21 protein-coding genes, 1 pseudogene and 2 riboswitches are annotated in these 22,956 nt (G+C 41.4%); of the genes and pseudogenes, 17 read left to right on the plus strand and 5 right to left on the minus strand.

From position 1 onward, the window contains the following. The first annotated feature begins 267 nt into the window (after nucleotides 1-267). The 6 genes and pseudogenes from DDE80_RS03625 (at nucleotide 268) to panF (ending at nucleotide 7,454) form a co-directional block, all read left to right on the plus strand. Nucleotides 268-2,010, plus strand: a complete 1,743-nt coding sequence (locus DDE80_RS03625; RefSeq protein ID WP_108306322.1) for an ABC transporter ATP-binding protein — start codon at nucleotides 268-270, stop codon at nucleotides 2,008-2,010. After that, nucleotides 2,007-3,735: pseudogene (locus DDE80_RS03630) on the plus strand (ABC transporter ATP-binding protein). The gene DDE80_RS03625 and the pseudogene DDE80_RS03630 overlap by 4 nt, the downstream one beginning before the upstream one ends. 1 nt (nucleotide 3,736) lies before the next feature. Next, complete coding sequence (locus DDE80_RS03635) at nucleotides 3,737-4,441, plus strand: GNAT family N-acetyltransferase (RefSeq protein WP_161952260.1); 705 nt, start codon at nucleotides 3,737-3,739, stop codon at nucleotides 4,439-4,441. A gap of 73 nt (nucleotides 4,442-4,514) precedes the next feature. After that, nucleotides 4,515-5,645 carry an S-layer homology domain-containing protein gene (locus DDE80_RS03640; RefSeq protein WP_108306324.1) on the plus strand — a complete coding sequence of 377 codons (1,131 nt, stop codon included), beginning with the start codon at nucleotides 4,515-4,517 and terminating at the stop codon, nucleotides 5,643-5,645. Nucleotides 5,646-5,730: 85 nt separating this feature from the next. After that, entirely contained in the window at nucleotides 5,731-5,991 is a 261-nt protein-coding gene (locus tag DDE80_RS03645) for a YhdT family protein (protein ID WP_108306325.1), read from the plus strand. After that, nucleotides 5,991-7,454 carry a sodium/pantothenate symporter gene (gene panF / locus DDE80_RS03650; protein WP_108306373.1) on the plus strand — a complete coding sequence of 488 codons (1,464 nt, stop codon included), beginning with the start codon at nucleotides 5,991-5,993 and terminating at the stop codon, nucleotides 7,452-7,454. Before DDE80_RS03645 ends, panF begins: the two co-directional genes overlap by 1 nt. A gap of 38 nt (nucleotides 7,455-7,492) precedes the next feature. Here the strand turns inward: panF and DDE80_RS03655 are convergent, their stop codons facing one another. After that, a complete protein-coding gene (locus DDE80_RS03655) occupies nucleotides 7,493-8,518 on the minus strand; it encodes an NAD(P)/FAD-dependent oxidoreductase (protein ID WP_108306326.1) in 1,026 nt (341 codons plus the stop codon). A gap of 129 nt (nucleotides 8,519-8,647) precedes the next feature. Between DDE80_RS03655 and DDE80_RS03660 the strand changes: the two genes are divergently transcribed. Together DDE80_RS03660 and DDE80_RS03665 are read left to right on the plus strand one after the other, a co-directional pair. Then, nucleotides 8,648-9,235 carry a GTPase gene (locus DDE80_RS03660; protein ID WP_108306327.1) on the plus strand — a complete coding sequence of 196 codons (588 nt, stop codon included), beginning with the start codon at nucleotides 8,648-8,650 and terminating at the stop codon, nucleotides 9,233-9,235. Beyond that, complete coding sequence (locus DDE80_RS03665) at nucleotides 9,219-10,328, plus strand: YcjF family protein (protein ID WP_108306328.1); 1,110 nt, start codon at nucleotides 9,219-9,221, stop codon at nucleotides 10,326-10,328. The genes DDE80_RS03660 and DDE80_RS03665 overlap by 17 nt, the downstream gene beginning before the upstream one ends. A gap of 16 nt (nucleotides 10,329-10,344) precedes the next feature. On the opposite strand, the gene DDE80_RS03670 is transcribed toward DDE80_RS03665, so the two are convergent. Both DDE80_RS03670 and DDE80_RS03675 read right to left on the minus strand, forming a co-directional pair. Then, the gene (locus DDE80_RS03670; RefSeq protein WP_108306329.1) at nucleotides 10,345-11,295 is read right to left on the minus strand and encodes a bile acid:sodium symporter family protein; all 951 of its coding nucleotides are present in this window, start codon (nucleotides 11,293-11,295) and stop codon (nucleotides 10,345-10,347) included. Between the two features lie 46 nt (nucleotides 11,296-11,341). After that, a complete protein-coding gene (locus DDE80_RS03675; RefSeq protein WP_108306330.1) occupies nucleotides 11,342-11,716 on the minus strand; it encodes a nucleotide excision repair endonuclease in 375 nt (124 codons plus the stop codon). A 110-nt stretch (nucleotides 11,717-11,826) separates the two neighbouring features. Next, nucleotides 11,827-11,918: riboswitch (SAM riboswitch) on the plus strand. A gap of 73 nt (nucleotides 11,919-11,991) precedes the next feature. On the opposite strand from DDE80_RS03675, the gene metA reads away from it, so the two are divergent. Continuing rightward, entirely contained in the window at nucleotides 11,992-12,900 is a 909-nt protein-coding gene (gene metA / locus DDE80_RS03680; RefSeq protein ID WP_108306331.1) for a homoserine O-acetyltransferase MetA, read from the plus strand. Between the two features lie 34 nt (nucleotides 12,901-12,934). Here the strand turns inward: metA and DDE80_RS03685 are convergent, their stop codons facing one another. Beyond that, the gene (locus DDE80_RS03685) at nucleotides 12,935-13,219 is read right to left on the minus strand and encodes a HesB/YadR/YfhF family protein (RefSeq protein ID WP_108306332.1); all 285 of its coding nucleotides are present in this window, start codon (nucleotides 13,217-13,219) and stop codon (nucleotides 12,935-12,937) included. A gap of 10 nt (nucleotides 13,220-13,229) precedes the next feature. Next, nucleotides 13,230-13,835, minus strand: coding sequence for a glycerol-3-phosphate 1-O-acyltransferase PlsY (gene plsY / locus DDE80_RS03690; protein WP_108306333.1), 606 nt, complete (start codon nucleotides 13,833-13,835; stop codon nucleotides 13,230-13,232). Nucleotides 13,836-14,038: 203 nt separating this feature from the next. Between plsY and parE the strand changes: the two genes are divergently transcribed. The 8 genes from parE to DDE80_RS03730 all read left to right on the plus strand — a co-directional run bounded on the left by parE (nucleotide 14,039) and on the right by DDE80_RS03730 (nucleotide 22,942). Then, a complete protein-coding gene (gene parE / locus DDE80_RS03695) occupies nucleotides 14,039-15,991 on the plus strand; it encodes a DNA topoisomerase IV subunit B (RefSeq protein WP_235612268.1) in 1,953 nt (650 codons plus the stop codon). Nucleotides 15,992-15,993: 2 nt separating this feature from the next. Beyond that, nucleotides 15,994-18,399, plus strand: coding sequence for a DNA topoisomerase IV subunit A (gene parC, locus DDE80_RS03700; RefSeq protein ID WP_108306335.1), 2,406 nt, complete (start codon nucleotides 15,994-15,996; stop codon nucleotides 18,397-18,399). Nucleotides 18,400-18,434: 35 nt separating this feature from the next. Then, a riboswitch (TPP riboswitch) is annotated at nucleotides 18,435-18,540 on the plus strand. Between the two features lie 57 nt (nucleotides 18,541-18,597). Further along, nucleotides 18,598-19,602 (plus strand): ABC transporter substrate-binding protein, encoded by a 1,005-nt coding sequence (locus tag DDE80_RS03705; protein ID WP_108306336.1) that lies wholly within the window; start codon nucleotides 18,598-18,600, stop codon nucleotides 19,600-19,602. 11 nt (nucleotides 19,603-19,613) lie between these two features. Beyond that, nucleotides 19,614-19,904, plus strand: coding sequence for a thiamine-binding protein (locus tag DDE80_RS03710; RefSeq protein ID WP_036144863.1), 291 nt, complete (start codon nucleotides 19,614-19,616; stop codon nucleotides 19,902-19,904). Beyond that, nucleotides 19,904-20,659, plus strand: coding sequence for an ABC transporter permease (locus DDE80_RS03715; RefSeq protein WP_108306337.1), 756 nt, complete (start codon nucleotides 19,904-19,906; stop codon nucleotides 20,657-20,659). Before DDE80_RS03710 ends, DDE80_RS03715 begins: the two co-directional genes overlap by 1 nt. Before the next feature lie 2 nt (nucleotides 20,660-20,661). After that, on the plus strand, nucleotides 20,662-21,405 hold the full coding sequence (locus tag DDE80_RS03720; RefSeq protein WP_108306338.1) for an ABC transporter ATP-binding protein: 744 nt from the start codon (nucleotides 20,662-20,664) through the stop codon (nucleotides 21,403-21,405). Beyond that, nucleotides 21,398-22,129: a TatD family hydrolase gene (locus DDE80_RS03725; RefSeq protein WP_108306339.1), complete on the plus strand. Its 732-nt coding sequence runs from the start codon at nucleotides 21,398-21,400 to the stop codon at nucleotides 22,127-22,129. The genes DDE80_RS03720 and DDE80_RS03725 overlap by 8 nt, the downstream gene beginning before the upstream one ends. A gap of 12 nt (nucleotides 22,130-22,141) precedes the next feature. Then, nucleotides 22,142-22,942, plus strand: coding sequence for a GNAT family N-acetyltransferase (locus DDE80_RS03730; RefSeq protein WP_108306340.1), 801 nt, complete (start codon nucleotides 22,142-22,144; stop codon nucleotides 22,940-22,942). The last annotated feature ends 14 nt before the right edge of the window (nucleotides 22,943-22,956 follow it).

Raw genomic sequence — 22,956 nt, forward strand, 5'->3', positions numbered from 1 at the left:
GCAATGAAAACATCAATGACACACATCTATGAATTTCATACTACCTTACCATGCTTCCGTTATTTCGATATTTATAGTTAGGAATGAGTGTGGAAACTTATTCTTTTTTACGGCGCAGGCTCTAAAAGAGTTGGCGTCTTTTTTTATTCTCTTTTATCGAAACAATGCAAAAAATAAACAAAGGAGTCGAGTATTATGAACATTTTAGTACAACGCAAAACATTAAAAAAGGAATCAACAGAAGACGGTTAGTGAAGGAGCACAATAATGTTTGAAGTATTAGGAAAATTAAGTTGGTTTTACAAAATTTCATGGAAGAAGTACACCGTAGCGGTACTCCTTTTATGCGTAGCTAATTTACTCGGGATTTTACCTCCGCTACTCGTAGGTAAAACAGTAGATGCTATTCATCAGGGCGTATTAACCCCTGGATTTTTACAACGACAAATCATTTTTTTAGCGAGCGCTATTATTGTGATGTATGTAGTGAGCTTTATTTGGCAATATCAGCTATTCAGCGGTGCCAATAGCTTAGAAAAACAGTATCGCTCTCGCTTAATGAAAAAGTTTTTAAACATGAGCCCCTCTTTTTATGAGAAAAATCGTACAGGGGACTTAATGGCAAGAGCAACCAATGATTTAAGCGCTGTCGCAGCCACAGCAGGTTTTGGTATTTTAACGCTAGCTGATTCGACGTTATATTTGATTACTATCATCATTACAATGGGTGTGATGGTGTCATGGAAACTAACATTACTAGCGGTATTACCACTTCCCATTTTAGCGCTCGCTATGAAAATACTCGGTAAAAAAATTCATGAGCGTTATATGCTGGCGCAAACAGCGTTTGGTGAAATGAATGATGGTGTACTCGAAGCAGTTGAGGGCGTACGCGTTGTACGTGCCTACGTACAAGAACGTGATATGGAAGAAAAATTTGCTCAAATGACGGAGGATGTATACCAAAAAAATATTCAGGTTAAACGTATTGAAGCGTTATTTAACCCGCTTACTAAAATTGTCACGACGCTGAGTTATATGATTGGGCTTGGCTACGGGGCAGTACTCGTCTCTCGCGGTGAAATGACCGTCGGTGGGCTTGTGATGTTTAACGTTTACCTTGGCATGATTGTATGGCCAATGTTTGCGATTGGTGAGCTTATTAATGTTATGCAGATGGGTAACGCTTCGCTTGATCGTGTAGAAGAAACACTACAAACTACAGAAGCTGTCGTAGACCCACTTGAGCACATCATTACGAGAGAACCCAATGACATTCACTTTAAAGGATTGGCCTTTACGTACCCACAGTCCGAAACGATGAACTTACAAAATATCAACGTACGCATTAAACGTGGTGAAACATTAGGCATCGTAGGGAAAACAGGTAGCGGTAAAACGACGTTTATTAAACAGTTACTGCGCGAATACCCTAAAGGAGACGGTGAACTTGCCTTAGGTGAACAGGCGATTGAAGCGCACAGTAAAGCGCAAGTGCGTCAGTTAATTGGTTATGTGCCCCAAACACATACTTTATTTTCTCGTTCGGTACGCGAAAATATTTTATTCGGTAAACCCGATGCCACAGAACAGCAACTACAAGAAGCGATACGTTTAGCTGACTTTGATAAAGATCTTGCGCGTTTACCTGAAGGCATTCATACAATCGTCGGCGAAAAAGGGGTAGCCTTATCCGGTGGACAAAAACAACGAATTTCAATTGCGCGTGCGCTCATTCGTGAACCAGAGATTTTACTATTAGATGATTCGCTATCAGCAGTGGATGCTAAAACAGAAGCGCGCATCATTGCTAATATTCGACAAGTACGCTCGCAAAAAACGACAATTATTGTAACGCATCGACTTTCTGCCATTCAACATGCGGATCAAATTATCGTATTAGAAGATGGCCACATTATAGAGCAAGGCACACACGAACAATTGCTAACGCTCGGTGGGTGGTATAAAGAACAATATGACCGCCAACAACTTGAGGAGGTGACGTCATGACAACGACACAACGTTTGATCAAGTACGCCCTTCTTTATAAAAACACTTTGCTACTCGGTATCTTTTTATTGCTGATTGCCGTTGCAGCGGACGTATCAGGACCATTTATCGCAAAAAAGATTATTGATGAGCATATTGCAGATGCTACAAGCATCAATGTTAAGCCGTTACTTATGCTACTTGGGCTATTTTTCGGCTTAGCTGTTATTGCAGCACTGTTTCGCTATTGTCAAGCGTTACTACTGCAAAAAGGAGCTAACCGCATCATTCAAACGATGCGTAACGATGTGTATGAACATGTACAAACTTTGCCAGTGCGCTATTTCGACAATTTACCAGCGGGTAAAGTCGTTTCACGCATTACCAATGATACCGAAGCCGTGCGTAATTTATTTGTTACCGTACTTGCCAACTTTGCGGCGAGTGGTATGACGATTATTGGCATTTACATTGCGCTCTTTATTTTAGACTGGCGCATGGCGATGATCGCCTTACTGCTCATCCCTATACTTGCGATTTGGATTGTGCTTTACCGTAAAATCGCTTCAAAATACAATCATGTTGTACGCAGTAAACTGAGCGACATGAATGCACGTATTAACGAGTCTATTCAAGGCATGCCGGTCATTCAAGCCTTTGGTCAAGAAGACAAAATGCTAAAGGAGTTTGAAGAAAGTAACGATGAGCATTTCCGCTATCAAAATAAGCTACTCGTGTTAGATGCTGCTACCTCTCACAATTTAGTAGATACGTTGCAGTCACTAACTTTAATGGCTTTTATCATCTACTTTGGTAACCAAGCACTCGGTGCAGAGGCGGCCATTTCCGTTGGGTTATTGTATGCATTTGTTGATTATATTACGCGCATTTTTAGCCCTGTTATGGGCATCGTCAACCAGCTACCACATTTAGAGAAGGCTAAAGTATCATCTGAGCGTGTTTTTGAACTACTCGATGAAAAAGGGGAGCCATTGACAGACGAAACGTTGCCACGCTATGAAGGGAATGTGCGCTTTGAGCACGTATGGTTTGCCTACAACGAACCTGATTATGTATTAAAAGACATTAATTTCGAAGCGAAAAAAGGCGAAACCGTAGCACTTGTTGGTCATACAGGCTCTGGGAAAAGTTCCATTATGAATGTGTTATTCCGCTTCTATGATCCCGTAAAAGGACAAATTACAATTGACGGTGACCCAATTACAGCGCATTCTCGCCAAGCGATTCGTCAACATATGGGTATTGTATTACAAGACCCTTATCTCTTTACAGGAACTATCGCTTCTAATATTAGCTTAAATGACCCTCGCATTACACGCGAAAAAATCGAAGCGGCGTTAAAAGCGGTAGGGGGCGAACGAGTTATTCAAACCCTACCAAAAGGCTTAGACGAACCTGTTATTGAAAAAGGTAGCACGCTCTCCGCAGGTCAGCGCCAACTCATTTCCTTTGCGCGCGCTCGCATTTGATCCTGCGATTTTAATATTAGATGAGGCCACGTCTAATATTGATACCGAAACAGAAGAAATTATTCAGCACGCGATGGACGTATTAAAAAAGGGGCGCACGACATTTGTCATTGCCCATCGTCTATCTACCATTAAGCAAGCAGATAAAATACTTGTACTAGAAGCTGGCGAAATTGTAGAGAGCGGCTCTCACCGAGAATTACTCGCTTTAAATGGTCGCTATGCTGAAATGTATCAATTACAGGCAGGTGAATAATATGATTGATTTTTGGACGGTTAATCGCTATGGCACTGCCTATAAAATGCCTGATTATATCCGCTTCGTTGATAAAGAAGTTCCGAGCCGCTACGATAGTAACGGCATGGTTATTACAACTGACATAACGAAAGAACAACTGCTAGTACTTGCAGAAGAGCAACTTGCTACACAAGCACATGTGAAATTTACCTTTCCGCCCAACATAACTGTACCGATGCTCGAAGACTATGAATTAAGCGAGCTTGAAATTTATGAGCTAACAACCCCGATGTTTGCGGTCAATGAAGCCATTACTGTACAGTTTGTAGATGCAGCGACAGTGCCAGACTTTTTGCGACTCAGCTATGACGAAGCGCTGCCTTTTGGTGAAAAGTATGCTAAAGAACGTGAAGCTTGGCTTTGTCGTAAATTACAGCAAGATTTCGTTGCTGTCATTGCGTACTATCAAAACGAAGCGGTCGGTGCCGTAGAACTTATCGTGCAAGAAAACACGGTAGAGTTAGATCAATTTTTTGTACGTGAAGCTTTCCAGCGCCAAGGTATTGGTAGTACAATTCAAGCGTTTATCGAAGCACACTTTTTATACCATACAATTTTTTTAGTAGCCGATGCCTCAGATACACCGCGCGAAATGTATCAACGCCAAGGGTATGACTACTGCGCTACGTTTTATGAACTTACAAAACAGCCTCCTTCTTTATGAAGCGGCTGTTTTTTCATGCATAAATCATGTATTATAAAAATGGTAACAAAAATATTTTTTGGGAGGAATAGGAATGAAGAAAATAACTATATCGGTCCTCGCTTTATTACTTGCTGTGATTTTCACAGTAACGCCAGCAAGTGCTAGTAATTTTAAAGATGTTTCATCAAAGCATACGTTAAAAATTGAAATCGACTACCTTGTTGAAACAGGTGTCATTGGTGGGTATCCTGATGGTACGTTTAAACCAAATCAACTTATCCAAAAAAAGCATATTGCCAAGATGATGGCAGCAGCACTTCAATTACCAAAAGATCAGCTAAAACACCCTAACTACAAAGATGTAAGCCGCAGCCATCCGTATTACGAAGACATCGCAGCGCTTTACACAGCAGGCATTTTTAGTGATGCACCTTACTTTAAGCCAGACTCTTATATTTCACGTGCCTTTATGGCTAAAATACTAGCGGAAGCTTTCGATTTAAAATCGATTTCGCAAAACTCAGTTACTTATCGTGATGTGAGCCAAAACCATGCATTTTATCGCCCGATTCAATTAGTAGCTATGAATAATGTGGCAAAAAGCGTCCGTGCAAACGATGGTTCACTTTATTTTCAACCGAATAAAATGCTCACACGTGCGCATTTCTCAGCCTTTTTAGCACGTGCTATGACACTTAACAAAGGCGATTATTTACCAAATCCAAATTATGACTACTATTATACGGATAACACGGCTTTATTATTTAAAGAATATCAAAATCTTGATTTTGGTAAAGCTACAGGCTGGAATTTTTTTAATCCGCAAACAGGTAGATACGGACTCGTTTCTTATGGTTTAATAGGTGGTTCTTGGAGATTTTCTATCCCTCAAACTGATGCAAGTACATCAATAGCTTATCCTTTCACTATTGGATTAAATCCGGATTATTTAAATAAACTAGGTATGTTAGGAATAGCTGCTTCGTCATTAGAAAAACAAGAAATTATTAACACGAATGAAACGCTGACAATAGAAGGCCATACTTTTACAAATGTTGTAGCAATTAAAACAACTTATCCTAAATATATGGAAAATAACAAAGGTGAATACTATGAAGATAAAGTAGAATTCATTCTTTATCTTGCACCTGATTATGGACCAATCGCCAACTATTCAAATGGTAAATATGAATACAAAATTAGCCATCGCATTGCCCGCTAACTACTAAGAGCCGCTTCCTTTGTGAAGTGGCTCTTTTCTTTACCTTATCTTATGAGTACAATAAACAAATGAGGAGGGGATAAATATGGAGGATAAACGCTTTAAAATCGCCAATCGGGAAGCGCTTATTGGTGTAGGGCTCGTCATGATTAACTTCGCGATTTGGTTCGGCTTTGCGTACGGCCTCGGAAGCGGTGACCCCGCAAATTACACATATGTGCTGGGCTTTCCTGCCTGGTTCTTTTATAGCTGTATAGCAGGTACCATTTTTATGATTGTACTGCTGTGGTTTGTACTTACATTTTTCTTTAAAGATGTGCCGTTTGATGAGGAGGATGCACAGTGATTCATTGGCAAGTTATCGTACCACTCGTTCTTTTTCTCATCATTATCTTTATGATCGGTATATGGGCAAATACTAAAGTGCGTACGACAGATTCATTTTTACAGGAGTATTTTTTAGGCGGTCGTGAAATGGGCGGCTTTATTTTAGCGATGACCATGATTGCGACGTATGGTAGCGCAAGTAGCTTTATTGGCGGGCCTGGGGTAGCATATACCAAAGGTTTAGGCTGGGTGTTATTAGCAATGGCACAGCTACCTGCGGGTTACTTTGTGTTAATGGTACTTGGTAAAAAGTTTGCGATTATTGCGCGTAAATTTCAAACGATTACCTTAATCGACTTTTTACGTGTACGTTATAACAGTGATTTTATTGTCATTATGTCTGCCATTGCAATTATTGTCTTTTTATTTTCATCTATGATGGCGCAGTGGGTAGGCGGTGCGCGTTTAATCGAATCATTAACAGGTCTTAGCTATACGACCGCACTCTTTATTTTTGCAAGCTCGGTATTAATTTATGTCATTATTGGCGGCTTTAGAGCCGTAGCATTAACAGATGCCGTCCAAGGATCAATTATGGTCATTGGCACCGTCATTTTACTTATCGGTACAATTATTGCGGGTGGTGGTATTGATGCGATTATGGCAGCACTCGTTGCCGAAAACCCTAACTTTATTACACCGTACGGGGCAGAAGGGGAGTTAACCCCTTTATATGTATCTACCTTTTGGATTTTAATCGGCGTGGGTGTCGTCGGTCTTCCTCAAATTGCGGTCCGTGCGATGAGTTATAAAGATGCGAAAAGTATGCATCGCGCCATTTTAATCGGGACCATTGCGATTGGTACAATTATGTTTGGTATGCATTTAATCGGTGTCTTAGCGCGCCCTGTGCTACCTGGAATCGACATTGGCGATAAAGTCATGCCGCTCCTAACACTAAAAGTATTACCGCCTGCTGTAGCTGGCTTCGTATTGGCTGCACCGATGGCAGCAACGATGTCTACCGTAAATGCACTACTCATTTTAGTTAGCTCGACTGTCGTAAAAGACATTTACTTAAATTACATTAAGCCTGAAGCAAGCGATGCTCAAATTAAAAAGGCGAGCTTTATCGTCACGACGACTATCGGCTTAGCTGTCGTATTATTTGCGATGAACCCACCTGATTTAATCGTTTGGTTAAATTTATTTGCGTTCGGTGGCTTAGAAGCGGTATTTATTTGGTCTGTAGTACTTGGGCTCTATTGGCCTAAAGCTAACCGTTACGGTGCGATTGCTTCAATGATTACCGGCATGGGGTTATATATTGCGATTGATTGTCTTGCTCCTCATATTTTTGGGATGCATACGGTAACACTGCCTATTATAAGCTCATTGCTTATCTTTATTATCGTAAGCCTTGCTACCCATAGTAAAGTAGCGCAAGAGCCCCATTGGTTAACAAACAAAACAAAAAGTTGAAGCGATATCTAAGCGCTTCAACTTTTTGTTTTATGCGCTCATAAATAGTTTTGGAGCACTTGTTTATTTTTTTCTTTAAAACGTTCATTATGACTCGACACACGACCATTTTCACGAGCGGTAGGCTCAATATATTGCTTCGCTAAATTCGCTGCATTTGCCGCATCATTAAAAGCGCTCGCAATTAAGTGGACTTTAGCTGGGTGCTTCACGATGTCGCCGCAAGCAAAAATACCGGCTACCGAGCTACTAGCATTGCCTTGTCCTTGAATGTAAAAATCATCATAACGTTCGAGCTGTATAGTTGCTTGATCAAGCAACGACGCATCGCGATTAAAACCATGGCTAATAATCACTTCGTCGACCGCTATTACTTCTGTCGTATCACCTTGCGTCAGCTCAACTTTTTCAATGCGCTGACCTGTAGCATCAGCCATCAACTGTGTAATTACTGTCCGCTTCTTTTCAATAACACCAAGGCGAGCAAGTTCTTCTTTCATATGTTCATGGCCTGAAATTTCATCTTTACGGTAACATAGCACAACGCTTTTAGCATGAGGCGCTAGTGTCACTGCCCAGTCAAGCGCAGCATTGCCGGCACCCGAAATCACAAGCTTTTTATCCTTATATTTTTGTACAGACTGCACGACATATTGTAAATTGGTTACTTCATAACGCGTCGCCCCTTCAATTTCGAGAGTTAATGGCTGAATGATGCCACCACCGACTGCAATAATGACCGCTTTAGAATGAAAACTTGCGCCACTTGCTGTCGTCACAACGAAGTGATGTTCCTCAAATTTTTCGATATTGATAACGCGCTCATTTAAATGCACATCAGGCGAAAAATGTAAGCCTTGCGCGACAATGTCCTCAATGATTTCATAGCTTGGCTTAGGTGGAACCCCACCAATATCCCAAATGATTTTTTCAGGATAGACGTGCATTTTACCCCCTAATTTATCTTGAAATTCAATAATTTGTACTGACATGTCGCGTAACCCACTATAAAAGCTCGCAAACAATCCTGCGGGTCCTCCGCCAATAATCGTAATATCTTTCATTCGTAACCTCCTGCATTCGTAATACCCTCATCTTATCGAAAATGAAAATCATTATCAACTAAAATATTTTTTATCGATAAGGATTGATGTTGGCAAAACGAGGGAATAATAAAAGGAAGGAGGTAACGCATGAAAAAACAACTTTATTTTCACATCGTCGTTATCGGTCAAACAGGCGCCGGTAAATCCACATTAATTAATTATCTTACTGGGCAATCTTTACGCGCTACAGGTGTAGGCTTGCCTGTTACAGAGAAGGGGTTTCATGCAACAGATGTACAGCTAGAAGATATGCACGTCACGCTAACGGATGCCTGGGGTATTGAACAAGGCAGACTCGAGGAATGGGAAAAATCATTTACGAAATTTGCAAAAGCCACAACGATTGATTTAATTATTTATTGTATCGATGCGAGTAGGGCTCGTGTACAAACGACAGATCAGCGCATCATTAGCGCCTTGCTTGAACATTATCCGGTCGTAGCTGTCTTAACAAAATCCAATACGTTAAGCCAACAAGACATTCATAAAATGGCTGCACTCATTCCGTGTCGCACATTGGCCGTAAACAGTTTAGAAGAGCGCTATTATGATGGCTCACAAAGCGTGACCTATGGACGAAATCGCGTAATAAATGCGATTCGTACGTATTATCATGCACCCGTCGAAAAAAAGAAAAGCTTTTTAGGAGGGCTACGTTTTGGGAAAAACCACTGATATTATTGTCAATCAAGCTGTAGAAAAAGCGATGGCAGGTTTTTTAGAAGAACAAGAAAAAACGAATATTTTAGTTGTAGGGGCTACAGGCTCAGGTAAAAGTACGTTAGTTAACCGCGTATTCCAAGTTGATTTTGCGAACACCGGGGTAGGTACACCTGTCACACAAGCCACTACAAAATATGAAATTGATGAATTTCCGATTACGTTATTTGATACGAAGGGCTATGAGATTGCGACAGATGAGCATCAACGATTTACAGAGGAAATGACAAATTATATGCACGATGCTACCCAACCCGTAGAAGCACAAATTCATATGGTATGGTATTGCATTGCAGCAAGCGGTCACCGTATTACGCCGATGGATATTACGATGCTTAAAAAATTTAGAGCGACTAATAAACCGATCTGTGTCGTATTTACTAAATGCGATATCGCTTCTGTAGAAACGGTAGACACATTAATGAATGTAATCGCAGAAGAGGGCTTCGCAAGCTTTGCTGTTTCGTATAAATTACCGCTTCAGCTACCACAGCTTATCGAATGGACATACAACCATTTGGATACGGCAGTCCGCTTTTCATTTTTACGTGCACAACAAGTAGATGTAACGTTAAAGCGTGAAGAAATAAATAAAGCGATTCGCCAACACGCCAGCGTCTCATTCGGTGTAGGCTTTACACCGATTCCCTTTGCAGATGGCCCCATTTTACTTGCCAATCAAGGCGTAATGATTAATCGTATTTTAAAAGGTTACGGCTTAGACGGTTTATTTAGTAATTTTGAAAGTTTAATCGGCACACTCGGTATAGGTGAGATTGTATCGCAGCTTGGTCGCTATCTTGTCGCACAAGTATTAAAGTTCGTTCCGGGTGTTGGTACGCTTGCAGGTGGCGTCATTAATGGCTCAGTAGCTACTTCTATAACTATCGCTTTAGGTTTAACCGTTTCAGAAATTAGTTACCGCGTAGCACTCGCTAAGCTACAAGACGAAAACTTAGATGTGGAAAGTTACATGAAAAATAATATTCCACTCGATGAAATTAAAGGCTTATTTGAGAAGTTTGTCAAAGAGGAATTAAAAAAATAAACAACGGCGACGGCAATTAAGCTGTCGCTGTTGTTTGTAGCGGTGGTTTCGTTAATTTACTGAAAGTAGAAGCTAAAATTTGTTGGAATAGCATACCGAACACGACCGGCATAGCAACTTTGGCAGGGAAGTAACTCGTAGCAATTACTACGCCTACTGAGATATTACGCATACCGCCAATAAACATAAAGGTTGTCGCCACATCAGGTTGCTTTTTGTAAAGTAAACGCCCTGCAACATATGCGAAGGTGTAGCCCGTTACCGATACGAGCAATACGGTCGCAATGATACCTGCTAGCTCCCGTGTAGGCTCTTTAATATACGGAGAAATCGCGCTACCATTAATAAAGACGACAGCAAATAAAGCTAACTTCGAAAAAGGGGCTAATTTAGGCGACCATTGCGTTTGAATGCGCCCTTTCGTTACTTCATTTAACACAATACCAAGCAACGTCGGAAGGACAATCATCCATAATAAATCAATGAGTAGCCCTGCCGTATTTACTTCAATTGCAGCACCTACAATAATATGGAGTAATGTTGGCATAATAATTGGCGCAAGCAATGTATCAATTAAAATAATGGCTAACGCAAGTGGTAAATTGCCTTTACAAACTGTAACCCATATAACACTCGTTACGCCTGTAGGTACAGCTACCGCCATCACAAATCCTACCGTTAACATAGCATCATTAAATAATGTTATTGCCACTATGTAGGCAAAGAGTGGCATAAGGATATGCAAAAAAGCGATGCTTAGTAAAATGGTTTTAGGATAACGCGTAAAAACTTTTACGTCGCGCGCACGCATGCCGAGGCTCCCGACAAATGTCATAAAAGCAAAGAGCCAAGGGACGGCAAATAAATAATTTTCACCAAGGGTATGAAGCGCAACCCCTAGCAGTAAACTTAGTGGTGTTAACAGCGCAATATACTTTTGCAAGAAAACGTTTAATGTAGCTGTCATTATAGTCCTTCTTTCTGTTGAAAAAAAGATGCCCTAAAAGGACATCTTAATCACGATAAAATACTTTATCAATATTATATTTCGCTTTTAACGTGTTGATCGCATACGTTTCGTAAATTTCACGTTCCATCGGTGTTTCGACTTCAAACACTTCGATTTTATGAATTTCGTCACGGTGCTTCACCATTAAACCATTGTCGTTAAAATGCTTTTTAATACGTTGGCGTAATTTACGTGCCTTACCTACAAATAATAGCTCGTTATCTTCGTTGAAAAACATAAAGATACCGCCTTTTTCACGGCTAATTTTATCTAAATCAATGAAGCCATAGACCGGTGTAATCGGCACGTCGCCCTCTTGTAGCTTCTGTTCACGTTGACGAATTACTAAATCTGGTTTTGGTAGTTCAATTTTAATCATCTTTTCACGTCCTCATTCTTTACTAAAGGTATATGCTACCATAAAAAACAGGAGAAAGCTATGCATTGCAATAAAATACCCCGCGTGCTATTATAGCAATAATCTAAATATTCTTATCGAGAGAAGCCGAGGGACAGGCCCTAAGACGCTTCAGCAACCTCTTGCTTAGGCAAGAAAGGTGCTAATTCCTATGAGATAAGAGAGGCTAGCATCGACACTCTCATTCTCACAAAGAATGAGGGTTTTTTTATTACTTAGGAGAGGAAGACTGCACAATGCCTATTAACATCCCAAAAAACTTGCCTGTAGGTGAGCACCTACGCGCTGAGAAGATCTTCGCTATGGAAGCGGAGCGCGCTTCTACACAAAATATTCGCCCATTAAATATTATTATTTTAAATTTAATGCCTGAAAAAGAAAAAGCCGAACTTCAGCTACTGCGCCTATTAGGCAATACGCCGCTTCAAGTAAATATTACGTTTTTAAACACTGCAACCTACGTATCAAAAAATATTAGTAAATCACATCTCGATGCGTTTTATACGACGTTTGATGAGATTAAACATAAACGCTATGACGGCATGATTATTACAGGCGCGCCTGTCGAAAAATTAGCGTTTGAAGATGTTGATTATTGGCAAGAAATGCAGCAAATTATGGACTGGTCCGAAACTAATGTCACAAGCGTGCTCCATATTTGTTGGGGTGCTCAAGCTGCACTTTATCATTATTACGGTATTGGCAAATACGAACTAGCCGAGAAATGTTCAGGCGTGTATGGCCATGTCATTACAGATGTTACCCATGACTTAGTACGTGGCTTTAGTGATGTCTTTACGGCCCCTCACTCGCGCCATACTTCTGTATCTATCGACGAAGTACGTCAGCATCCCGATTTAGAATTATTATCCTACTCTGATGAAGTCGGCGTATTTATTGTGGCATCGAAAAATCACCGCAACATTATGGTGACAGGTCACTTAGAGTATGATGCACATACATTAGCGGAAGAGTACGAACGTGACGTTGCGAAGGGCTTGAATCCCGCGGTACCTGCGCACTACTTCCCAAATGATGACCCGACGAAAACACCACAAAACACGTGGCGTGCTCATACGCATTTATTGTTTTCAAACTGGCTAAATTATTATGTTTATCAATTAACGCCTTACGATTGGGCATAAAAAAGTAAAACGTGATTCGCTCACGTTTTACTTTTTATTTATAAGTGTACGTTAATTCATCATTCGTATCGACAGCGACATAGAGGTCATGTTCATTAAAAAACCAAAGGTCATCTTGTTCGATAAAATACGTCACGCCGTCAATCTGTGTTTTAGCACCGCTATGGAGCGGCTCGTCACGTGTCATGCCGATTGAAAAACCTTCGTGAAATGGACTCGAGCCGCCATATCGTGCATAAAAGCGAATCGTATCGCCCGCTTCGACTTCCATCTCTTCTACAAACCATGCTTTAGCATCATCGTTTATAATAATTTGCATTTCTTCACTCCTATAACCATTTGACTTTTGGTTCCGTACCATTTTTAATCCGACCAATGTTAGCACGGTGACGCACCATAATAAAGCTAAACAAAAAGAAGATTAAAATAAATAAGGCATAATCGCCTGTAACAAAATAATAAATGATACTGTAAATTAAAGCGACTGAAGCGGCTACCATCGAAGTTAAACTTACCATCTTAGAAATTTTTAACGTTGTGAAAAACACAACGAATAAGATCAAAAATAATACAGGTGCATACCCTAACACAACACCAGCAGAGGTTGCCACAGCTTTACCCCCACGAAAACCTGCAAATACAGGAAACATATGGCCAACAACTGCAATAATACCTAGCAGTAGCGGATGTACTCCGGTGTTTGAGAACAAAGGAATCGCGGGTAATAACACAGCAGCTGTCCCTTTTAAGACATCCATAATTGTTACAACGAGCCCTGCTTTTTTACCTAAAATACGAAAGGTATTGGTGGCGCCTAAATTGCCGCTACCATGTTCACGAATATCCGTATTAAAAAACAATCGTCCAATCCATAAACCTGACGGGATTGAACCGATAACATATGCACTAATGAGCACAAGAACTAAATTTACCATAGAAAACTCCTTTATTATGACGTGGTACTAAAAACTATTGTAAGCTACCAACTGCATTCTGAAAAGATGATAAGTGTAACTTCTCTCAGCGTATTTTGCTAAAATGGGGAAGTATGCGATTTTCATTGACTAATACGCAATGAGGGATTACGATTAATTGTAGGATTTAACAAGAACGAACGTTCTCTTTTGGAGGGATTTTTTTGACAACAACTTATAATGAAGATGATATTCAAGTACTCGAGGGGTTAGAAGCTGTACGTAAACGCCCGGGGATGTACATCGGTTCAACCGATAATCGCGGGCTCCATCACCTCGTATATGAAATTTTAGATAACGCTGTCGATGAGGCACTCGCAGGTTTTGGAGATCGCATTGTCGTTACCATTTTAAAAGACCAAAGCATCTTGGTACGCGATTACGGTCGCGGAATGCCAGTTGGTATGCATAAATTAGGAAAACCCACACCAGAAGTTATTTTAACAGTACTGCATGCGGGAGGTAAATTCGGGCAGGGTGGTTATAAAACGAGTGGTGGTTTACACGGCGTTGGTTCGTCTGTTGTAAATGCACTATCTCGTTTTTTAACGGTTACAATTTATCGCGACGGCCAAATTTACGAACAACGCTTTGAAAATGGAGGCAAGCCTGTTACTACATTAGAAATTAAAGGAAAAACACGTGAGACAGGTACAGCCATTCACTTCTTACCAGATGATACGATTTTTTCAACGACTAAGTACCATTACGATACGCTTGCTGAACGCTTACGCGAATCTGCTTTTTTATTAAAAGGCTTAAAAATCGAGCTTATTGACGAGCGCGGTGAAGAACCGAAGCATGATATTTTTTATTATGAAAATGGTATTGAAGCTTTCGTAGAATATTTAAACGAAGAAAAGGACACACTGCATCCTGTTCGTTATGTAGAAGGTGAGCATCATGCTATCGAAGTAGAGTTTGCTTTTCAGTATAATGACGGCTATGCAGAAACCATTTTATCTTTTGTTAACAATGTGCGCACACGTGATGGCGGCACGCATGAAACAGGTGCAAAAGCGGCTATGACACGTGTGTTTAATGAATATGCACGTAAAATTGGGCTGCTCAAAGAAAAAGACAAAAATTTAGACGGTGCAGATATCCGCGAAGGGTTATGTGCGATTGTTTCTGTGCGCATCCCTGAAAACATTTTACAATTTGAAGGACAAACGAAAAGTAAGCTCGGTACATCTGAAGCGCGTTCAGCTGTAGATACCGTCGTTGCCGAACAAGTACTTTATGTACTCGAAGAAAACGCCGAACTATCTGCTTCCTTAGTTCGTAAAGCCATTCGTGCGCAACAAGTGCGTGAAGCAGCGCGCAAAGCTCGCGAAGATGCACGAAGCGGGAAGAAAAACAAAAAATCCACCTTATTATCAGGTAAATTAACACCAGCACAGTCTAAAAACGCGGCAAAAAACGAGCTGTACTTAGTCGAAGGTGACTCCGCTGGGGGTTCAGCAAAACAAGGGCGAGACCGCACATTCCAAGCGATTTTACCATTGCGTGGTAAAGTCATTAATACCGAAAAAGCTAAGCTTGAAGACATCATGAAAAACGAAGAGATTTCAACGATCATTCATACGATTGGTGCTGGCGTTGGTAGCGACTTCTCCCTAGAGGATGCCGCCTACGACAAAATTGTCATTATGACCGATGCCGATACTGACGGCGCGCATATTCAAGTATTATTACTTACTTTTTTCTACCGTTATATGCGTCCGCTTATTGAAGCTGGGAAAGTATATATCGCCTTACCGCCCCTTTATAAAGTGAGTAAAGGTAGCGGCAAAAAAGAAGTGTTCATGTATGCTTGGACCGAACGCGACCTTGATGCGGCGATTAAGAAAATTGGCAAAGGTTATGTCATTCAGCGTTATAAAGGTTTAGGGGAAATGAATGCCTCTCAGCTTTGGGAAACGACAATGGACCCTGCAAGTCGTACTTTAATTCGCGTCCGCATTGAAGATGGTGCGCGTGCCGAGCGACGTGTGACGACATTGATGGGTGATAAAGTAGAGCCTCGTCGTAAATGGATTGAAGCGAATGTAGACTTTGGCATGGAAGATGATGCTAACATTCTCGAAAATGAATTCATTAGTGAGGAGGACTAATTATGCAAGAAAAATTTCAAGATTTACCATTAGAAGAAGTTATGGGTGACCGCTTCGGTCGCTATAGTAAATATATTATTCAGGACCGTGCATTACCCGATGCACGAGATGGCTTAAAGCCCGTACAGCGCCGTATTTTATATGCCATGCATACAGAGGGTAATACGCAAGAGAAACCGTTCCGTAAATCCGCAAAAACGGTCGGTAACGTCATTGGTAACTATCACCCACATGGTGATACATCCGTTTATGAAGCTATGGTGCGCATGAGTCAAGATTGGAAAGCGCGCCATATGTTAATTGAGATGCACGGTAATAACGGTTCCGTAGATGGTGACCCGGCTGCAGCTATGCGTTACACAGAAGCAAGATTATCTGCGATTGCGGGCGAATTACTACGCGATATTACAAAAGATACGGTAGATGTCGTACCAAACTTTGACGACCAAGATACAGAGCCTACTGTCTTACCTGCACGCTTTCCTAATTTACTCGTTAACGGCTCTACCGGTATATCAGCGGGTTACGCAACCGATATCCCGCCGCATAACTTAGCCGAAGCAATCGATGCCGTATTAATGCGCTTAGATCAACCGAATGCGAGCGTAGATGAGTTAATGACGGTCATAAAAGGGCCTGACTTCCCAACAGGAGGCATTATCCAAGGTACCGACGGCATTAAAAAAGCGTATGAAACAGGGCGCGGCAAAATTGTCGTACGTGCAAAAACCGCAATTGAAACGCTAAAAGGTGGTAAAGAACAAATTGTCGTTACCGAATTACCTTATGACGTCAATAAAGCGAATTTAGTAAAAAAAATCGATGAGCAACGCCTTGATAAAAAGTTAGAAGGCATTGCCGAAATACGCGATGAATCTGACCGCACAGGCTTACGCGTCGTTATCGAATTAAAGAAAGACATACCGGCACAAGGGATTTTAAACTACCTGCTTAAAATAACCGATTTACAAGTGACTTATCACTTTAATATGATTGCCATTCATCACCGCCGCCCAACGATGATGACACTGTCATTACTGCTCGATGCGTATATTGAGCATCAAAAAGAAGTAGTAGCACGCCGCACAACCTTTGATTTAGCTCGTGCTAAAAAACGCATTCATCTCGTAGAAGGTTTAATTAAAGCGCTCTCTATTTTAGACAAAGTCATCGCAAAAATTCGTAGCTCTAAGGATAAACGAGATGCTAGAGAGGGCATTATGGCCGCATTCGATTTCTCTGAGGCGCAAGCTGAGGCGATTGTTAACTTACAACTTTATCGATTAACGAATACAGATATTACAGAGTTACGTCAGGAGCATGAGGCACTTCAACAAGAAATCACGACGCTAGAAGGCATTTTACAAAGTCCTGCGAAATTAATTGCGGTCATTAAACGCGAACTAAAGGCCACACGTAAGCAATTTGCTGAGCCGCGCCGTTCGGTATTGCAAGCTAAAATTGAAGAGCTAGAAGTAACGCTCGATGTACTTGTACCGAGTGAAGAAGTCATTGTAAGTGTTACGAAGGACGGTTACGTCAAACGTACATCACCACGTTCCTATAATGCGTCGAACGGTAAAGATCTTGCGATGAAAGAATCAGATTATGTGTTATTCGAACAACCAATGAATACGCAACACCATCTGTTACTGTTCACTAATCGCGGGCAATACATTTATCAGCCTGTCCACGAGTTACCAGATATCCGCTGGAAAGATTTAGGTCAACATATTTCGAGCATTGTGCCACTCGAAGCGGAAGAAGAAATTATTGCGGTCCATGGCTTTAAAGACTTCAGCAGTACCGAAACATTTGTGATGACCGTAACAGCGGCTGGTCAAGTAAAGCGTACGGTGCTGAGCGAATATAAAGTTTCACGCTATTCACGCGCACTAAAAACGATGAATGTCAAAGCAGATGATGCCATGGTAGCTGCCTTTCTTGTCACGGAACAAGATGAAGTTACACTTATTACGACGGAAGGGCAGGCGCTCCGCTTCCTCGTTAATGAGGTGCCTCCTACAGGGTTACGTACCGGTGGTGTAAAAGGAATGACGCTTAAAGACGAAACGATTGTCTTTGCGGCTCAAGTAGATGCTAACGAACGTCTCGTTATTGTGACACAACGTGGGGCTGTTAAAAAAATGGGCATTGAAGAAGTGGTGACGAGTAACCGTGCTAAACGCGGCGTACAAATTTTAAGTTTACTAAAGGCACAGCCGCATAAAATTATTGCTGTAGAAAAAGAACGTCCGCATGCCGTACTCATTATCGAAACGGAAAAACATCAAGAAGAAATCACAATGCAAGATTTACCGAAAAACGAACGCCTTTCAAACGGTTCATTTAAAGTAGATCCAAAAACAGACGGTGCCATTCGCGCAGTCTACTCGATAATTAAATAGTATAAATATGCTATAGCTGTTATAATGAACGGTAAATAGTAATGTGGGGGAGCTCAAACATGAGCTGAGAGACCGAAATGTAGGAATACCCTTAGAACCTGATATGGTAAAACCATCGTAGGGAACATGTAGGAAGCCTTAAGCGGGTAGTACATGCCCGCTTAAGGCTTTTTTTAATATGAAGGAGGCGGAAGACGAATGAAAAAATGGGTTATTACCCTCATGTTAGCAATGGCTGTAGTAGCGCTTGCTGCATGTCAATCGAAAGAGGAGCCGAAAAAAGAAGAAGCGGCAAAAGACCAACTTGAAAAGGTAACAATGGTGCTTGACTGGACACCTAATACGAACCATACCGGTTTATACGTAGCACAAACACAAGGTTTCTTTGAAGAACAAGGATTAGATGTTGATATTATTCAACCAGGAGATGCAGGAGCCGATCAGCTCGTAGCCTCTGGTAAAGCGGATTTCGGTATTAGCTATCAAGAAGGCATTACATTAGCACGTACCCAAGGTGTGCCGATCGTATCAATTGCAGCGATTATCCAACATAACACTTCAGGGTTTGCAGCACCAAAAGAAAAAGGCATTGCTTCGCCTAAAGATTTTGAAGGCAAAACTTATGGCGGCTGGGGTTCTCCTATTGAAAAAGCTGTTATTGAAACGATTATGAAAGCAGATGGCGGTGACGTCGAAAGAATTGCTATCATTAATGCGGGTGACGCAGACTTCTTTACAATGACTGAAAAAGATGTCGATTTCGCTTGGATTTACTATGGTTGGACAGGGGTAGAGGCAGAGCTACGTGGTAAAGATATCGATATGATTTATTTAACCGATTATAGCGAAAAACTTGACTACTACACGCCTGTGCTTTCAACAAATGAAAAAATGATTGACGAAAAATCAGACATCGTTAAAAAAATGGTAGCAGCTGTTGCAAAAGGCTACGAATATGCGATTGAAAACCCTGAAGATGCAGCGAATATTTTACTCGTAGCAGCACCAGACCTTTCACAAGATCTCGTAATCAACTCTCAAAAATGGTTAGCAGATAAATATCAAGATGATGCTGAGCAATGGGGCGTACAAAAACTAGACGTATGGAAAAACTATGCCGACTGGATGACAGAAAATGGCGTGCTAGAAGGCGACTTTGACCCAGAGCAAGCATTTACTAACGAATTTTTACCAAAAAAATAAGAGGTGACATCATGACAAACTCATTAATTAGTGTACAAATCATTCCTAAAACGGAGAACGTAGCAGATGTAATCCCAGCAGTAGACGCAGCAATCGCTGTAATTGACGCTTCAGGCGTTAAATACGAAGTACATCCACTCGAAACAACGATGGAAGGCGATTTAACAACATTGCTAGCGATCATCGAAAAAATGAATGTAAAAATGGTTGAACTCGGCTGTGTCAACGTCATTACACAAGTGAAAATCTTATACCAACCATCAGGTATTACGATGGACACATTAACGGAGAAATACCGCTAATGCATAATGTGATGAAACGAGGGGGAGCGGTGGTGTTCCTTCTCGTTTTATTTATCATTTGGGAAGCGGTCGTTTGGTGGCGCGACATCCCGATGTGGCTATTACCCGCTCCGAGTGCGATTATAGCTGAAGGGTATCGTTCATTTGGCGACTTTTCTGTGCATATTTTAGCTACAACTAAACTTACATTGCTAGGGCTAACGATTGGCGCAAGCATCGGCTTTATCATTGCACTGCTTTTGCACCGTATGCCGCTTATTAACCAAATGGTATACCCGTTACTCATTTTATCGCAAAACGTACCGACCATTGTGTTAGCACCACTCCTTATTATTTGGTTTGGCTTCGGGCTATTACCTAAGCTTATTATTATTAGCTTAGTTTGCTTTTTCCCTATTGTCGTAGCGATGATGGATGGCTTAAAAAATACCGACCCTACATTAAAGCACTATATGCAAATGATTGGCGCAAATCGCGGGCAAACATTTTGGAAGCTAGAGCTACCGTATGCTATGCCATCTTTATTTTCAGGCTTAAAAATTGCGGCTACGTATAGTGTAATGGGTGCTGTCATTTCCGAATGGCTAGGTGCTAAGCAAGGCATCGGCGTGTATATGACCTATGCGCAGTCATCCTTCCGCATTGACCGTGTTTTCGTTGCAATATTCGCCATTATGTTACTTAGCATGGCATTGTTCGCGCTCATTCAGCTAATAGAGCGTATGATTGTAAAAGGGCAAACGAGGGAGGTATAATTATGTTACTAGAGATTACTGATTTATCTAAAAACTTCGGTGCTACTGAAGTGTTGCAACATGTTAATTTACAAGTAGCTGATGGCGAATTCGTTGCGATTTTAGGGCCTTCTGGCAGTGGTAAAAGTACGCTCTTTCAATTAATTGGCGGGATTATAACCCCTACAGCTGGCGAAATTTTGCTTAATGGTAAAGCCATTAGTGGTGAAAAAGGGCATATTAGTTATATGCCACAGCAAGCATCGCTATTTCCGTGGCGTACTGTTTTACAAAACGTCGTGCTCGCACAGGAAATCCAAAGCAAGGCCAATTATACTCAAGCAGAAGATTGGCTTGAGCGAGTAGGACTAGCTCAGTTTAAAGAAGCATATCCTATCGAGCTATCAGGTGGGATGAAGCAGCGTGTCGCTTTTATTAGGGCACTTCTAAGTGAGCAAAACTTACTCTGTTTGGACGAGCCTTTCTCTGCTTTAGATGAATTTACGCGTCTCGATATGCAAAACTGGTTGCTGTCTGTTTGGGAAGCGCATCCCCGCTCCGTACTATTTATTACGCATAGTATAGAAGAAGCCATTTATTTAGCAGATCGTATTATTATTTTATCGAAACGTCCTGCTCATATCAAAGAGGAGATAAAGGTACCTTTTGCGCGACCACGCCACCCGGCAATGCTTGCTACCGCGGAATTTATCGCATTAAAACAACATATTTTCGCACAAATGGAAACGAGGAAAACAAATGATTGATGCCCATATCCATCTTGATCAGTACGCTACCCATGAGCAGGCAACTTTGCTTGCCAGTGGGGCGCCATTTATTACAGTATCTACAAATTATTTATCTTGCTTAGCTAATTTACAGTTAGCACAACACCCTAATGTACATAGTGCGCTCGGCTACCATCCAGAGCAGCCTGTCGCGAGCGCACAAGAGGAAGCGGCAATTTTTGCGTTAATCCGTGCTAATCGAGATAGGATTGTAGCGATTGGCGAAGTAGGCTTGCCCTATTATGAGCAAGTTGACCGCGATGCGCACATTGCTTTACTTGAGCGCTTTATTGCGTTAGCAAAAGAGCTAGACAAACCAATTGTTTTGCATGCTGTCTATGAAGATGCGCAAGTAGCTTGTAATTTACTCGAAAAGCATCAGCTAACACGCGCGCACTTCCACTGGTTTAAAGGCGATGCTACAACTATCACACGCATGATTGAAAACGGTTACATGGTATCGATTACGCCTGATATATGTTATGAGCCTGAAATACGTAGCCTTGTTGCACGTTACCCGCTCTCACAGCTCATGGTCGAAACGGATGGCCCGTGGCCTTTTGAGCAGGAGTTTTCGGGTCAACTTACAGCACCTACCATGATGGCACGCAGCATTGAAGAAATCGCACGCCTTAAGCAATTGCCAACAGAGCAAGTCGCAACACAACTTTACAACAACACCACAACATTTTATCGATTATAAGGAGGGTTTAGTATGGCATTTTTATCACTACAACAACTACCGTTACCACAAGTGACAAAGCTATGGAACGGAGCCTTTGTTAATTATATGAAGCCAATGAGTATTACAGAGGATGTATTACAAGCGCGTATGCAACAGTACGCTATCTCACCAGCGTATTCTACTGTTGTTACTGTCGAGGATGAGTATGCAGGCGTTATGCTATTTGGGGTAAAAGATCAATTAGCATGGATTGGAGGTATGGCAACGTTACCAAACTATAGAGGCTATGGCATTGGTCGTTCACTCGTAGCACACGCGATTTCCTTAGCCCAAACACTACATGTTAAAGAACTTCGCCTTGAAGTGATAGTCGGCAATGATAAAGCAGAAAATTTATATCGCTCTACTAATTTCACTCTAATTAATACGCTCGCGGTAGCAACAGGTAAGTTAGCGCATTACCGCCAAGCCCCGTTGCAATTAAAGCTCACACAAGTAAGTGATTGGCACCTCGCTATGCAACCCGCAACAACATCGTGGGAGACGCGCTTAGCTACCACTGATTCGGTGTATGATATTTATTTCAAAGAGCAACGTCTTGGTTATATTTGTTGTAGGGAAGAGGGGGATCAGCTGTATGTAAAGCAAATCTTTTTACCAGAGCCTACCCAAGCGCTTGTTGAAGCTTTACTTACCGCACTTCACACCTTATACGGGGCCGTCACGTGTAAAATTCATCAAATCGATGCAGATAGCGAACAATATGCATTGCTCCAGACGCTCGGCTTTGAAACGTTGTACCAACAATATCAAATGTCATATACGCTATAAACCTAATAAAAAGC

Origin of the sequence: Metalysinibacillus jejuensis, assembly GCF_003057615.1 — a bacterium.
Taxonomy (GTDB): Bacteria; Bacillota; Bacilli; order Bacillales_A; family Planococcaceae; genus Metalysinibacillus; species Metalysinibacillus jejuensis.